Origin of the sequence: Gardnerella piotii (assembly GCF_049815665.1) — a bacterium.
Lineage (GTDB): Bacteria > Actinomycetota > Actinomycetes > Actinomycetales > Bifidobacteriaceae > Bifidobacterium > Bifidobacterium piotii.
The window spans coordinates 1,226,480-1,241,567 of sequence record NZ_CP187450.1 but is presented as its reverse complement, the minus strand read 5'-3'; the positions used below and the strand labels follow the sequence as shown (position 1 = coordinate 1,241,567).

Sequence of the window (15,088 nt, the reverse complement as noted above, 5' to 3'; positions counted from 1 at the left end):
TAAGAGCAGAAAATGTTTTCAATAGAGCAAAATAGCAAGCAAAATAAAATTACAGACACTGTTTTTACGCAAGATAGCACTCGTATGATGCCTATGAGCATTAAAGAGGTAGCAGATGCTGTTAACGCAAGCGAGCTTTTATGCGGTTCGTCGGCGTCGTGCGATTCGGCATCTTGCGATTCGGTAAAAGGCACCGATATTGTTAATTTCGCTACAAGTGATTCGCGTAACGTTGCTTGCGGAGCGGTATTTATTGCTATAAAGGGCGAGCGAGTAGACGGACACGATTTTGTTCAAAAAGCAGCTCAACTTGGAGCCAAAGCTGCGATTGTGGAACATGCTGTTTTGCTAGATGAAAGTGTGCAAAACAAGATTGCTCAAATCGTTGTTAAAAATTCGGTTGAAGCGCTTGGGCTTTTAGCAAAACATAATTTAGTTCGCCGCCGCGCGTTAAATACGCCATTTAGCATTATTGGCATAACTGGTTCCGTTGGAAAAACTACCACAAAAGATATGCTTAATGCTTTGCTTTCAACGCTTGGCAATACAGTTGCGCCCGTTGGGTCTTTTAATAACGAGATTGGATTGCCATTAACGTCTTTGCGTGTAAACGAGAATACGCGATTCCTTATTGCGGAGATGGGTGCAAATCATGTTGGAGAAATCGCAATGCTCACAACTATTGCGCCTCCTGATTTATCGGTTGTGCTAAAAGTCGGTGTTGCTCATTTGGGCGAATTTGGATCTGTAGAAAAAATTGCGCAAGCTAAGAGTGAGATTGTTAGGGGACTTTTGCCTCATGGTGTTGCAATTTTGAATGCAGATGATTTTCGCGTTGCGTCTATGAGCAAGCTGGCTGATCAAGATAAAGTTCGCTGGTTTGGCTTAAATGTTGATAATAATGGCAATTTTGATGCGTCGAATAATGGCAATTATCAATTGCGCGCGCAAGATATTTCTTTAGACGAAAGTGGTTGTGCAAAATTTACGATTATCGAAAGCGAAAAAATCGCGACTAGTGAAAATAGTGCAACACTACATCTTGCGCTTCCTGGCGCGCACAATGTTATGAATGCTCTTGCTGCATCAAATGTTGCACGATATTTTGGAATGAGTCTTAAAAACATTGCTCTAGTTTTGAATAAAGTTTCGCATATTAGTCCGCATCGCATGCAAATTTCTGTTATTTGCAAAGATGATAAAAAGTTTACACTTATTGACGATTCATTTAATGCAAATCCAGACTCTATGAAAGCAGGAATTGACGGATTATGCTCTTATGAGTCAAATGATTCTTCTAATTCCGCTAACTCTTCTAACTCCGACGATTCTGCAGATTCTGCAAATTCTGCCGATTCTGCCAAATCTTCATCCACTAAACTTTTTAGAATCGCTGTTTTAGGCTCAATGTTGGAACTTGGAAAAGACGAATATAACATGCATGAGTCTATAGGAAAATATGTTGCACAAAAGAATATTGACGCAATAATTTCCGTTGGATCTTCCACGAGTGAAAAATTAGATGAATTAGCTTCTTGCATAGCTAAAGGTGCTAGAGATAATTGGCAAAATAACAGAAATAACATTGCAAATAAGTATCAAAATAACAATGTTGATGCTAAAAACAACGTGTACTTTGTGCATGATTGTATTGAGGCGAATAATATTGTTTGGAGTCTTGTGGGTGAGCATTCTAGTACTGTTGTGTTGTTAAAGGGGTCTCATGCTTCGGGGCTGAGTGTTTTGGCTGAAAGCTGGACTAAACTTAGTAAGAGTCTTAACGCTAGCCTTAACAAACATACGGAGGTTAACCTGTGATTGCGCTTATTGTGGGAATAGTGGTTTCGCTAATAGTCACTATTGTTGGCACGCCGCTTTTAATCCGCTTAGTACACCGATTAAATTACGGACAATACATTCGCCAAGACGGTCCGCAATCACATTTAGTTAAGCGCGGCACGCCTACAATGGGCGGTGTTGTTATTAATCTTGCTGTTGTAGTTGGCTGGGCTGCATCTGCTTTGTACAGGTATTTTTCTGTTGGCAGAACGCCTTCTTGGTCTGCAGTTCTTGTTCTTTTTGCAATGCTTTCAATGGGCTTTTTAGGTTTTATTGATGATTTTGCAAAGGTTAGAAAAAAGCAAAATCTTGGCCTTTCTGTGCGTGCAAAGTTATTTGGTCAGATTATTTTTGCAAGCATTTATGCGCTTTTAGCTCTTATGTTGCCAACTCAGTCGGGCATTGCAAGCGCACAGCCTGGCATGAGTTTTATAGAAAAGCCATTCTTTGATTTTTCTATGTTTGGCAAAGCAATAGGAATCGTAATTTTTATTGTTTGGGTAAACTTTTTAATGGCTGCATGGTCTAATGCAGTAAATCTTACAGATGGATTAGATGGTCTTGCTGCTGGATCTTCTATGATTGCCTTTGCAGGATATGCACTTATCGCTTTTTGGGAAAGCTACCATGTTAAAGGCGGCGGTCATTTTGGATTCTCTTATGCTGTATCGGATCCGCTTGATTTAACAATTATTTCTGTTTGTGCTGCTGTTGCTTGCTTTGGATTCTTGTGGTACAACTCAAATCCTGCTCAAGTGTTTATGGGAGACACTGGCTCCTTGGCATTAGGTGGCCTTTTTGCTGCGCTCTCCATTGCTACTCACACAGAGTTTTTGGCTGTTATTTTAGGCGGACTTTTTGTTGCAGAAACTTGCAGTGATGTGATTCAGGTTGGTTGCTTTAAGTTGACGCATAAGCGCGTGTTCAAAATGGCGCCAATCCACCATCATTTTGAGCTTGTTGGTTGGGCAGAAGGCAAAGTTGTTGTTCGTTTTTGGATGATTGAGCTTATGTTTGTTCTGTCTGCGTTGATGACGTTCTATGCGGATTGGGCAGGTCGTTCTGGACTGTTGATTTAGCCTGATTTAGCCTGATTTAGCGTGATTTAATGTTATATAGCGTAATCTAAAATAATCTAGTGTGATTTAAGGTGATTATATGAGCAGCGTTGCAAGTGATTTGTACAAAGATTTATATTTGCACAATGAATTCCCGTTCCATAACGTTCTTGTAGCAGGATTAGGTGTTTCTGGCATAGGAGCTATGGAAGTGCTTAAAACTGTTGGTGTTAATGCGATTAGCGCAGACGAACGCAAGTCGGAAGCACAAATCCACGATTTTTCTAAAATCGATTGGAACACGATTGATGCCGTTGTAACATCGCCAGTTTTTAACCCTAGAACGCCATTTATTCTAGAGGCACAAAAGCGCAATATTCCAGTCATAAGCGAAGTGGAGCTTGCGTGGCTCGTGCGCGTAAAGTCGCTTAAAACAAATCTTCCAGCTGCATGGGTTGGAATTACGGGAACAAATGGCAAAACCTCTACAACAGAGATGACTTCCGAGATGCTTACATCTTGCGGACTAGATGCTCCTGCAGTCGGCAATATTGGCAAGTCTGTTTCTCACGCTGCACTAGAAAAAGAACACGATGCGTTATGTGTTGAATTAAGCTCTTTCCAACTTCATTTTACGGATTCTTTAGAGTTGGATTGCGCTGCGATTACTAATATTGCGGCTGACCATTTGGATTGGCACGGTGGCATTGAAGCTTATGCAAAAGATAAGTCGAAAGTTTTTAATGGTGTTAAAAAAGCGCTTGTGTACAATGCTCAAGATTCACGGGTTAGTGAATTAGCAAAAAATGCACAAGTCAAAGATGGTTGTAAAAAAATCGGTTTTACGCTCAGCGCTCCAAAATGCGGAGAAATAGGCGTTGAAAATGGCTGGATTGTAGACAAAAGTGGCGTTGCTGGCGCAAAAATTGGCGAGCCAGTTAAAATAGTAGCGCTAAAAGAACTAAAACATTTATGCGAGCCAGATGGAAGCGTGTATCCTCATCTTCTTGCAGACGCACTAACTGCACTAGCTTTAACTCTTGGCTTAAAACAAGACGTTGAAAATGCAGTCAAAGCATTGTGCAACTTTGCTCCAGGAGGGCATAGGATTCAAACTGTTGCAACTCTAAAAGCTAAAGATAATCTTCCAAAACACTCGATTCGTTTTGTGGACGATTCAAAAGCTACTAACGCTCATGCTGCTGCCGCTTCTATTTCTAGTTTTGGCAAAAAATCCGTAATTTTGATTGCTGGAGGCCTTGCAAAAGGCGGTCATTTTGAAGATTTAGTTAATCAAAATCGCAATATTATTAAGGCTGTTGTTGTTATTGGATTAGATCAAAAGCCGATTGTAGAAGCGCTTAATTCCAAAGGTCAAGGTATTCCTGTAACAATAGTTTCCGCGAATGGCGAAAGTTGTAAATCCTTTGATTCTGTAGACGATTGCGTTCTTAAAGAGGTTGAAAAGTCGCCAGTTCTTAGCGCGGATTCTACTTTGGGCCAAAAAGTTATTTCTACAGCTGTTCAAGCTGCTGGAGGGTACGCGCAGCCTGGAGATATTGTTCTTCTAGCGCCAGCATGCGCTTCTATGGATCAATTTGTTTCTTACGCAGATCGTGGCAATCGTTTTGCTAAAGAATCTGAGCGATGGGTTAAGAGCCATGAATGAGAACAATAAAAAAGCTAGCTCATCAAATTCTAGAAATCCTAAAAAGCTTAAAAAGCGCGGTTTTGGCATTTTTGGCGGTTTTGGTGGCAGATCTTTTAGCGGCAGATCTTTTAGTAGTAAATCTTCTGGAACTAAGGCAGATTCATCTACTAATATTTCGGGTGTTCAAGAAACATTTAGTGATAATACAAAGGCTTTTAAGCAATACGTTGGTATTCGCAGTATTTTTAACCCATTGTGGTGTCTTTTTGGACTAAGAATATCTGTTGTAATATTAACCGTTTTTGGCTTATTTATGGTGTTTTCAAGCTCGTCGGTAACGATGATTACCTACGGAGCTGGCCCTTGGGGTTCTGGAATGAGCCAACTGTTTTATTGCGTTATTGGTCTTGTTGGATATTTGATTTTTTCACATCTTCCTGTTGATTTTTATAAAAGCAGGATTATTACCATTTACGCAATATCGGTTTTTATGCAATTTTTGACTTTTGTACCAGGTATTAGGCACGAGGTTAATGGTAATGCAAGCTGGATTAAAATAGGCCCGTTTACAATGCAGCCAGCAGAAATCACCAAGCTTGCTATATGCATTTGGCTACCAATGGCACTTATTCTTGCAAAAAAGGCTTATAAGCGTGTTGCTATGCGCGCCTATATTCCAACCGTTGTAGCTTTGGGTGTTTCGGTTCTTTTAGTTGTTGCAGGCAAGGATCTTGGTACTGCTCTTATTATTTTGCTTATTGCTGTTGTGGCATTTTATGTGGGAGGATTCCCTACAAAATGGCTTGTTGTTGCACTTTTAACGGCTTGTGCAGCGGTTTTATTGCTTGTTATTACTAGCCAAAATCGTATGCGTCGTATTCTTGCTACGATTCATGGATGTGATGCAAAGTCGATTAGAGGCGTTTGTTTTCAGGCGATTCATGCGCAATACGCAATGGCGTCTGGTGGAATAATGGGAGTTGGCATAGGTAATTCTAGAGAAAAGTGGAATTATTTGCCGTATGCTCACAACGATTTTATTTTTGCAATCATTGGCGAAGAGATGGGCTTTATTGTTGCTTCTTGCGTAATCCTTCTTTACATTGTGATTGGATGGTGCTTGCTAACTTCTGCTTTGCAATCAACAAATAAGCTTGTTTCAATATCTCTTATTAGCATTGCTACTTGGATTGTTGGCCAAGGACTAATAAACATTTTGGTTGTTGTGCAGATTTTGCCAGTTATGGGCGTTCCTATGCCATTTGTTTCCGCAGGTGGATCTTCTCTTGTTATGTGTCTTCTTGCGATGGGTGTTGCGGATAGTTTTATTAAGAGCAATCCGAACATAAAATTTGGGAATAAATGGTCATTAAAGCGTGCAAAATCGCGGCAGCAAAGTGGTGATTAATACGCTCAATATCTAAACAAGTGTTAATCAAAATCAAGTGTTAATCAAAATTGGGAAAGTATTATAAAATTATAAAATTATAAAAATCCGCTTTTCATAAAAATTTTGTTTAATTTATATTTAATTGTTAAGTCATATATTAAAGTTTTAAGTAGATTAGTTCTGATTGGTATTTCTGATTGGTATTTCTGATTGGGATTATTAAATAAGCAGATTGTAGGTGGCGAATTGGCACAAGATCAATATAAAGATAGCAATTCTTTGCATGTTGTTCTAGCAGGCGGGGGCACTGCTGGTCACGTTAATCCTCTTCTTTCTGTAGCGCATGCATTAAAAGATTTAGATGAGTCGGTAGAAATCAGTGTTATTGGCACTAATGCTGGTTTAGAAAAAACGCTAGTTCCTAAGTCTGGTCTGCCATTAGACGTTATTGAAAAAGTTCCATTCCCTAGAAAACCTAATTTGTACATGCTTAAGTTTCCTTTTAAGTGGATTAGTGAAAAGCGAAAAGTTGCTAAGATTCTTGAGCAAAGGCATGCAAATATTGTTGTTGGATTTGGCGGTTACGCGTCTGCGCCAGTTTATGCACAAGCGCATAAAATGCATTTGCCTATTGTGATTCATGAGCAAAATGCGCGCGCTGGAATGGCAAATAAGCTTGGAGCGCGTTGGGCAAGCATGATTGGGTGTGTTTACGAAGGCACTGGTTTAGTCGCAAATGCAGCGTCGAATAGCAAAGCTATAAGAGTTGGTCTTCCTCTTAGAAAATCCATATCCGATTTATGCGCAAAGATTACTCAAGACATTGATTTAGCTAGATTTGAAGGCGCTAAAAATCTTGGACTAGATCCTAGCAGGCCGATTATTCTTGTAACTGGAGGGTCTTTAGGTGCTAAAAGCATTAACGAAGCTGTTTCTATTGCTGCTGGCGATTTACTAAAATGCGCGCAAATCATTCATCTTACGGGTAGCGGAAAATCTAAAGAAGTTAAAGATAATGTTGAGCGTTCGGCTGGTCTTAATCAAATAAACGACATTAAGCCAGAGCATGCAGGCCTTGGTGATTACCATATTTGTGAATATTTAGAGCGAATTGATTGGGCTTTTGCTTGCGCGGACTTGGTTATTTGCCGATCGGGGGCTGGAACTGTTGCAGAAGTGTCTGCGATTGGCGTTCCTGCAATCTACGTGCCGCTTCCAATTGGAAACGGCGAACAGCGATTTAACGCGCAGCCTGTTGCAAATGCAGGGGGAGCGATTATTGTAAACGATTGTGATTTTAGCGATGATTGGATTCGCGCTAACGTGTTGAAATTGCTTAATAACCCAGACGAGCTTTGCCAAATGCGTGAAAAAGCTTGGAAATACGGCATTCGCAATGCCGCAAGAGTAATGGCAGAGCATATTCTTAAGATTGCAAAAGAAAGCAAAAAATAATCATGGAAATTAATATGAATCCTATTTGTGCTGCATTTAGTAAAGATCAGACTGTAAGCTCTTTAGGCTCTGTGCATTTTATTGGCATTGGTGGCGCTGGAATGAGCGTTTTAGCAGAGATGTTGCACGAAGAAGGCGTTAGCGTAAGCGGATGCGATAGTAAAGAAAGCGACCACACAAGTCGCCTAGAAGAACTCGGCATAAATGTACAGATTGGTCAAAGTGCAAGTCACGTAAAAAATGCGGATATTCTTGTGTACTCTAGCGCGATTAAGTCAAATAATCCAGAAGTAGTGGCTGCTGCACAAAATGGCGTAAAACTTGTTCATAGAAGTGACATTTTATCTTTACTTTTAAGTTCTAAAAAAGGTGTGACTGTTGCGGGAGCGCATGGTAAGACCACAACGAGCTCTCTTTTGGCTCACATTTTGAAAGTTTGCGGTAAATGCGATTTAGCAGACCCGAGTTATGCGATTGGCGGTTCGATTCAAGCGCAGGGCGGCGGAGAATTAGACGGAGGTCACGCTGGCTGCGGAAGCGTTATGGTTGCGGAGGCGGACGAATCCGACGGCAGCTTTGAAAAATACAATCCATATATTGCAATTGTTACAAACGTAGAAGCGGACCACCTAGACCATTATGGAAATGCGCAAAATTATCGCGCAGCGTTTGTTGAGCATTTAAGCCACGCTCTTGGATATATTGTGATTTGTGCAGATGATGATGGCGCTCGCGCTGTTCTAGAGGATTTAAGCGATGACTCTCTTAAAAAAACAATCGCATACGCAAGTAGCAAGAATAGTGTTTCTTGCCTAAGTAATAGAGTAAAAAGCCTTGTAAAGTTTGCGTTTATTAATCACGAAAGCGAGCAGACGGGTAGTGGTAGCGAGTCGTTTGTTATTGACTTTAACGGTGATTCTATAAACGTTAACCTTATGATTCCAGGATTGCACAATGCTAGAAACGCGTGTGCTGCGATTATTGCAGCAACACTTTTGGGCATGAATCCTAAAGATGCAGCAGATGGAGCTTCGAGCTTCCTTGGTGCTTCTAGGCGATTTGATATTCGTGGATGCGTTGGTGGAGTAACGGTTGTAGACGATTACGCGCATCATCCTACAGAGATTGATGCTCTTTTGCGCGCTGCAAGAAGAAGGTACCCAGATTCTATTATTCGCGTGCTTTTCCAACCACATCTGTTTTCTAGAACGCGCTCTTTTGCGCACGAATTTGCTTCTGCTTTGTCTCTTGCAGATGACGTAATCGTCACTGGCATTTTCCCAGCTCGAGAAAAGCAGGAAGATTTTCCAAATATTCACGCTTCGACTATTGTTAACGCAGCTAAAGAAGATGGGCTTAATTGCAATATTGAAGCTGTAGAAGACATGAAGGATGGTGCTTTGCTTCTTGCACGCAGAGCCAATAGTGGAGATGTACTTTTTACGGTTGGTGCTGGAAGTATTACCACTATGACGTCTGTTATGCTAGAAGAGTTGCGATTAAAGCGATAAGCTAAATTGGCAATAATAGTCGGTAAAAGTGATAATAAGCAAACTGTAAAGTCGCAAGAATAGTAGTAAATAAAGTAGCAAGTAGAGTCGCAAGTAAAGTCGCGTATAGATACAAGCGGAAGTAGGTGAGTGATAGCTATGGGTCGAATGATTTTTGGCAAGTCTGCCGTCAATAACGAATCCAACGAGCCTAACGAGCCTAACGAGCCTAATAAGCCTAATAAATCTGCTAGCTCTATTAAACATACTAGGTCTATCACATCCACTTTTGCTACAACCGATAATTTTGCTACAACTGATAATTTCCCTAAGTCTTCTAATTTTTCTAAGTCTTCTAATCTTGATGCGCATAAAAGGTCAATTCAATCTAATCTAAACTCACAAGATTCTACAAGATTAGCTAAGGTTGATTTATCTAATAGCAAAAAGGTGACTACTAGTAGCCCATTAGAAAATCAATCTGCTAAAAATGCTTTTGTAGATGCAAGAAGGCTTTCCGTAGTTGATTTTGTAAAGCAGACATTAAAGTCTAGCTCGGGTCCTCTTGGAATTGCATCTAGACCTAAAGTAATAGATTTTAGCGCTCGCGAAAAAGAAAAGAATTTTGCTAAAATACGTACCATTTTGTTGCGATTTGCTTACACTTTTCTTGCTGTTGCGCTAATCGCTTTGCTTTGCTGGATGTTATTTTTATCTCCATTCTTCCGTCTTGATTCTAAAAATATACACATTTTTGGATCTAACGAATGGGTGAGCGAACAGAAAATCGCGTCAATTGCGTCTAATCAAGTAGATAAGTCGCTGTTTTTGGTTTCTTCTCAGCAAATAATTGAGCAATTAAACAACATACCTGGCGTAACAGAAACAAAGGTTGTAAAGCAATTCCCGCACGGTTTGCAAATAACTGTTCATGCGCAAAAGCCTGCTGCAATGCTTAAAGCAAAAGATGGCGAAAAACTTACGGCTGTAGATGTTAAAGGTAGAGTATTAAACGCTGTTCAAAACGTTTCTACGAGCGGAATACCAGTTATAGAAGTTAGCGACGTTAGTAAAAGTCTAAACAGCAGGGCTGTTAAGGAAGCGTTGAGAATTGTAAGCTCGCTTTCTCAAGATTTTAGGTCTCACGTTATTCGTGTTAGTGCAAAAACGCAGGATTCTGTTGAAACAGAAGTTTCTTACCCTGGCCCAAGTGGAGACGTTCATAGGATTGTTGTTTGGGGCGATTCTTCGGATTTGGAGCTTAAAAAGGCGATTGTGGAGACGATTATTAGCGATCCAAGTAAAATCAGCAATCGTCAGCTTTTGGATGTTTCTGCTCCTGCAAGGCCGATTCTTAAGTAGCTTGCTTAAGTAGCTTGTTTAAGCGGTTTTAAGTAGTTTTAAGTAGTTTTAAGTAGTTTTAAGTAGTTTTAAGTAGTTTTAAGTAGTTTTAAGTAGTTTTAAGTAGTTTTAAGTAGTCTACTTAAGCAGCTCCAGTGCATAGTTGCTTAAATGGTTTTTAATTGTCAAGCAAATGTGTATAATAATACTTTGTGTGTGCCAACGGCGTGCCTTATGTAATAGGCGTGCTGGTTGGGATATCCCAAGTGCCAAAGATAGCGCGCAGTAATGTGCGTCTGGAGGCGCAAGGGCCATCGGGCCGGTGGACTGTGGCTTTTCTCTTTAACCGATTCAGGTTTAAGGTGTGCTGCAGTGCCGCGGTTTCACCAAATAGAAGACATTAATGAATCGGAGAACTTAAGTTGCCTACGATTGAACAACTCGTCCGTAAGGGACGTCAGGCCAAGCCAAAGAAGTCAAAGACTTTGGCCTTGAAAGGTAGCCCGTTGCGTCGTGGCGTGTGCACTCGTGTGTACACAACCACTCCTAAGAAGCCAAACTCTGCGCTTCGTAAGGTTGCTCGTGTGCGCCTCAGCTCGGGTATTGAAGTAACCGCCTATATTCCAGGCGAAGGTCACAACTTGCAGGAGCACTCCATTGTGCTTGTGCGCGGTGGCCGTGTGAAGGATCTCCCAGGTGTGCGTTACCACATCGTGCGTGGCGCTCTCGATACCCAGGGTGTTAAGGACCGCAAGCAGGGTCGTTCCCTGTATGGAGCAAAGAAGGCGAAGTAAAACATGTCACGTAAAGGACCTGCAAAAAAGCATCAGCTGCTTCCTGATCCAATCTACGGCTCGACCGTCGTGGCTCAGTTGATTAACAAAATTCTTCTCGATGGCAAGAAGTCCATCGCAGAAAACATCGTCTACACCGCTCTTGAGCAGGTGAAGGCAAAGACCGAGCAGGAGCCAGTTTCTGTTTTGAAGCGCGCTCTCGATAACATTCGTCCAAGCCTCGAGGTTCGTTCCCGCCGCGTTGGTGGCGCAACCTACCAGGTTCCAGTCGAAGTTAAGCCTGCTCGTGCAAACACCTTGTCGTTGCGCTGGCTTACCGACTTCTCTCGCGTTCGTCGTGAGAAGACTATGGCTGAGCGTTTAGCTAACGAAATTCTCGATGCCTCCAATGGCTTGGGTGCTTCTGTAAAGCGCCGCGAGGATACCCACAAGATGGCAGAAGCAAACAAGGCTTTTGCTCACTATCGCTGGTAATCCACAAGATAATCGGTATCTTAAAGAGCTAAGGATAATAATATGGCACAAGATGTGCTTAACGACCTGAATATGGTTCGTAACATCGGCATCATGGCGCACATCGATGCTGGTAAGACTACTACCACCGAGCGTATTCTTTACTACACTGGTAAGAATTACAAGATCGGTGAAACTCACGATGGCGCTTCTACCATGGACTTTATGGCGCAGGAGCAGGAACGCGGTATTACTATTCAGTCTGCTGCAACCACTTGCTTCTGGCAGCGTCAAACCCATGACACAGATGACCGCTATCAAATCAACATCATCGATACACCAGGACACGTTGACTTTACCGCCGAGGTAGAGCGTTCTTTGCGTGTTCTCGACGGTGCTGTTGCTGTGTTCGACGGTAAGGAAGGCGTGGAGCCTCAGTCCGAAACCGTTTGGCGTCAGGCAGATAAGTATAGCGTTCCACGTATTTGCTTCATCAACAAGATGGATAAGTTGGGCGCAGACTTCTACTATTCTGTTAAGACCATTAAGGAAAAGCTTGGCGCTAAGCCACTCGTTATTCAGCTTCCAATCGGCGCTGAAAACGACTTCCTTGGTGTTGTTGACTTGATTCGTATGAAGGCTTACGTTTGGAATGACGTTAAGGACGATATGGGTGCTCATTACGACACCGTTGACATTCCTGCCGACTTGCAAGAGCGTGCAGAAGAATATCGTGCCGAGCTTATGGATCAGGTTGCAGAAGCCGACGAAGAGTTGCTCGAGAAGTATCTTGAATCGGGAGAACTTTCCGAAGAAGAGATTCGCATGGGTATTCGCAAGCTTACTGTTGCTCGCGAAGCCTTCCCAGTAACTTGCGGTTCTGCATTTAAGGATAAGGGTGTTCAGCCAATGCTGGATGCTGTTGTTGACTTCCTTCCAAGCCCAGAAGATGTTCCATCTATTAAGGGCTTTGATCCAAGCGACGAATCCGTTGAGATTGATCGTAAGCCAGTAAATACAGATCCATTTGCTGCATTGGTCTTTAAGATCTCCACTCATCCGTTCTATGGCAAGCTTGTGTTCGTGCGCGTGTACTCTGGCGAAGTTAAGCCAGGTGATTCCGTGTACGATTCCACTAAGAGCAAGAAGGAACGCGTTGGTAAGATCTTCCAGATGCACGCAGATAAGGAAAATCCTGTAGATTCTGCAGAAGCTGGAAACATTTACACCTTCGTTGGTTTGAAGAACGTTAGCACGGGTGACACCTTGTGCGACGAGAAGAGCCCAATTTCCTTGGAATCCATGACATTCCCAGATCCTGTTATCGAGGTTGCTGTGGAGCCAAAGACGAAGGCAGATCAGGAAAAGATGAGCTTGGCTTTGGCTAAGCTTTCCGACGAAGATCCTACCTTCCAGGTTAAGACCGATGAAGAGTCTGGTCAGACTTTGATTTCTGGTATGGGCGAGCTTCAGCTCGACATTATTGTGGATCGTATGCGCCGCGAGTTCAAGGTTGAAGCGAATGTTGGTAAGCCGCAGGTTGCTTATCGCGAAACTATTCGCAAGGCTGTTATGAACCAGGAATACACCCACAAGAAGCAGACCGGTGGTTCTGGTCAGTTCGCAAAGGTTTTGATGAACTTCGAGCCAATCGATCCAGAATCTGGCGAAGTCTATCAGTTTGTTAACGAGGTCACTGGTGGCCACATTACTAAGGAATTCATTCCTTCCATCGACGCAGGTGTGCAGGAAGCTATGGAATCTGGCGTTTTGGCTGGCTTCCCAGTGGTTGGCGTTAAAGCAACCGTTACCGACGGTCAGACTCACGACGTTGATTCTTCGGAAATGGCCTTCAAGATTGCAGGTTCCATGTGCTTCAAGGAAGCTGCTCCTAAGGCTCACCCAGTAATCCTCGAGCCAATTATGGCCGTGGAAGTTCGTACTCCAGAAGAGTACATGGGCGACGTTATGGGCGATTTGAACTCCCGTCGTGGAAACATTCAGTCTATGACCGACGCTACTGGCGTTAAGGTTATTGACGCTAAGGTTCCACTGAGCGAGATGTTCGGCTACATTGGTGATCTTCGTTCCAAGACTCAGGGACGTGCAATGTTCACCATGCAGATGGACTCTTACGCGGAAGTTCCAAAGGCCGTTTCGGACGAGATTATTAAAGCCCAGCGCGGCGAGTAAAAGCGCACGCTACTTCGGTGTTTTGTGTCCCTAGTCAACGCTAGAATTTCGTACGTTGACTGGGTTCTGGCACCGAAGTGGCACCTAACCCAGAAACCCAGTAAATATGTAGCTAGAGGCTTCACATAAGAGTGTGAAGCGAACTACGAGACGTCCAGGAGGACAAACACATGGCAAAGGAAAAGTACGAGCGTACTAAGCCGCATGTTAACATTGGTACCATTGGTCACGTTGATCACGGTAAGACTACCTTGACCGCGGCTATTTCTAAGGTGCTTCATGGCGAATATCCAGATCTGAACCCTCAGTATGACTTCGATCAGATCGACGCCGCTCCAGAAGAGAAGGAGCGCGGCATTACCATTAACATCGCCCACATCGAGTATCAGACGGATGCACGTCACTATGCTCACGTGGACGCTCCAGGCCACGCTGATTACGTTAAGAACATGATCACTGGTGCCGCTCAGATGGATGGCGCAATCCTCGTGGTTGCTGCTACCGACGGCCCAATGGCTCAGACCCGTGAACACGTCTTGCTTGCTAAGCAGGTCGGCGTTCCGAAAATTCTTGTTGCTTTGAACAAGTGCGATATGGTTGACGACGAAGAGCTTATCGACCTCGTTGAAGAAGAGGTTCGTGACCTCCTCGACGAAAACGGCTTCGATCGCGATTGCCCAGTCATCCGTACTTCCGCTTACGGCGCTTTGCATGATGACGCTCCAGACCACGACAAGTGGGTAGAGACCGTCAAGGAACTCATGAAGGCTGTTGACGAGTACATCCCAACCCCAACTCACGATCTTGACAAGCCATTCTTGATGCCAATCGAAGATGTGTTCACCATCTCCGGTCGTGGTACCGTTGTTACTGGCCGTGTTGAGCGTGGTAAGCTCCCAATCAACACCCCAGTTGAGATTGTTGGTTTGCGCGATACTCAGACCACCACCGTCACCTCTATCGAGACCTTCCACAAGCAGATGGATGAGGCCGAGGCTGGCGATAACACTGGTCTTCTTCTTCGTGGTATCAACCGTACCGACGTTGAGCGTGGTCAGGTTGTGGCTGCTCCAGGTTCTGTGACACCACACACCAAGTTCGAAGGCGAAGTTTACGTCTTGACCAAGGACGAAGGTGGCCGTCACTCGCCATTCTTCTCCAACTACCGCCCACAGTTCTACTTCCGTACCACCGATGTTACTGGCGTTATCACCTTGCCAGACGGCATCGAAATGGTTCAGCCAGGCGATCACGCAACCTTCACTGTTGAGTTGATCCAGGCTATCGCAATGGAAGAGGGCTTGACCTTCGCAGTTCGTGAAGGTGGCCGTACCGTTGGCTCTGGTCGTGTGACCAAGATTCTTGCCTAGTATTTTCTGATTTTCTAATCTGAAAATATTTAGCTAATCTTTAAGAGACCCCGT

The 15,088-nt window shown here is 43.3% G+C and carries 11 protein-coding genes; all 11 read left to right on the top strand.

The annotated features are described in order from the left end of the window. Window positions 1-12: 12 nt before the first annotated feature. The 11 genes from ACPEIW_RS05085 (at window position 13) to tuf (ending at window position 15,034) form a co-directional block, all read left to right on the top strand. On the top strand, window positions 13-1,818 hold the full coding sequence (locus tag ACPEIW_RS05085) for a UDP-N-acetylmuramoyl-tripeptide--D-alanyl-D-alanine ligase (protein ID WP_425663433.1): 1,806 nt from the start codon (window positions 13-15) through the stop codon (window positions 1,816-1,818). Continuing rightward, window positions 1,815-2,918, top strand: coding sequence for a phospho-N-acetylmuramoyl-pentapeptide-transferase (gene mraY / locus ACPEIW_RS05080; protein WP_016802455.1), 1,104 nt, complete (start codon window positions 1,815-1,817; stop codon window positions 2,916-2,918). The genes ACPEIW_RS05085 and mraY overlap by 4 nt, the downstream gene beginning before the upstream one ends. Window positions 2,919-2,997: 79 nt before the next feature. After that, a complete protein-coding gene (murD, locus tag ACPEIW_RS05075) occupies window positions 2,998-4,566 on the top strand; it encodes a UDP-N-acetylmuramoyl-L-alanine--D-glutamate ligase (protein ID WP_425663431.1) in 1,569 nt (522 codons plus the stop codon). After that, window positions 4,559-5,956 carry an FtsW/RodA/SpoVE family cell cycle protein gene (locus ACPEIW_RS05070; protein WP_425663429.1) on the top strand — a complete coding sequence of 466 codons (1,398 nt, stop codon included), beginning with the start codon at window positions 4,559-4,561 and terminating at the stop codon, window positions 5,954-5,956. The genes murD and ACPEIW_RS05070 overlap by 8 nt, the downstream gene beginning before the upstream one ends. A gap of 228 nt (window positions 5,957-6,184) precedes the next feature. Continuing rightward, the gene (locus tag ACPEIW_RS05065; protein ID WP_425663427.1) at window positions 6,185-7,393 is read left to right on the top strand and encodes a UDP-N-acetylglucosamine--N-acetylmuramyl-(pentapeptide) pyrophosphoryl-undecaprenol N-acetylglucosamine transferase; all 1,209 of its coding nucleotides are present in this window, start codon (window positions 6,185-6,187) and stop codon (window positions 7,391-7,393) included. 2 nt (window positions 7,394-7,395) lie between these two features. Further along, window positions 7,396-8,904 (top strand): UDP-N-acetylmuramate--L-alanine ligase, encoded by a 1,509-nt coding sequence (murC, locus tag ACPEIW_RS05060; protein ID WP_425663425.1) that lies wholly within the window; start codon window positions 7,396-7,398, stop codon window positions 8,902-8,904. Window positions 8,905-9,042: 138 nt separating this feature from the next. Then, on the top strand, window positions 9,043-10,245 hold the full coding sequence (locus tag ACPEIW_RS05055; RefSeq protein WP_425664428.1) for a cell division protein FtsQ/DivIB: 1,203 nt from the start codon (window positions 9,043-9,045) through the stop codon (window positions 10,243-10,245). A 401-nt stretch (window positions 10,246-10,646) separates the two neighbouring features. Next, entirely contained in the window at window positions 10,647-11,018 is a 372-nt protein-coding gene (gene rpsL, locus ACPEIW_RS05050) for a 30S ribosomal protein S12 (protein WP_003813881.1), read from the top strand. Window positions 11,019-11,021: 3 nt separating this feature from the next. Then, a complete protein-coding gene (gene rpsG / locus ACPEIW_RS05045) occupies window positions 11,022-11,492 on the top strand; it encodes a 30S ribosomal protein S7 (protein WP_004127577.1) in 471 nt (156 codons plus the stop codon). Window positions 11,493-11,534: 42 nt separating this feature from the next. Further along, the gene (gene fusA, locus ACPEIW_RS05040) at window positions 11,535-13,664 is read left to right on the top strand and encodes an elongation factor G (protein ID WP_353938717.1); all 2,130 of its coding nucleotides are present in this window, start codon (window positions 11,535-11,537) and stop codon (window positions 13,662-13,664) included. A 170-nt stretch (window positions 13,665-13,834) separates the two neighbouring features. Further along, window positions 13,835-15,034, top strand: a complete 1,200-nt coding sequence (gene tuf / locus ACPEIW_RS05035) for an elongation factor Tu (protein WP_102704959.1) — start codon at window positions 13,835-13,837, stop codon at window positions 15,032-15,034. Window positions 15,035-15,088 lie beyond the last annotated feature (54 nt).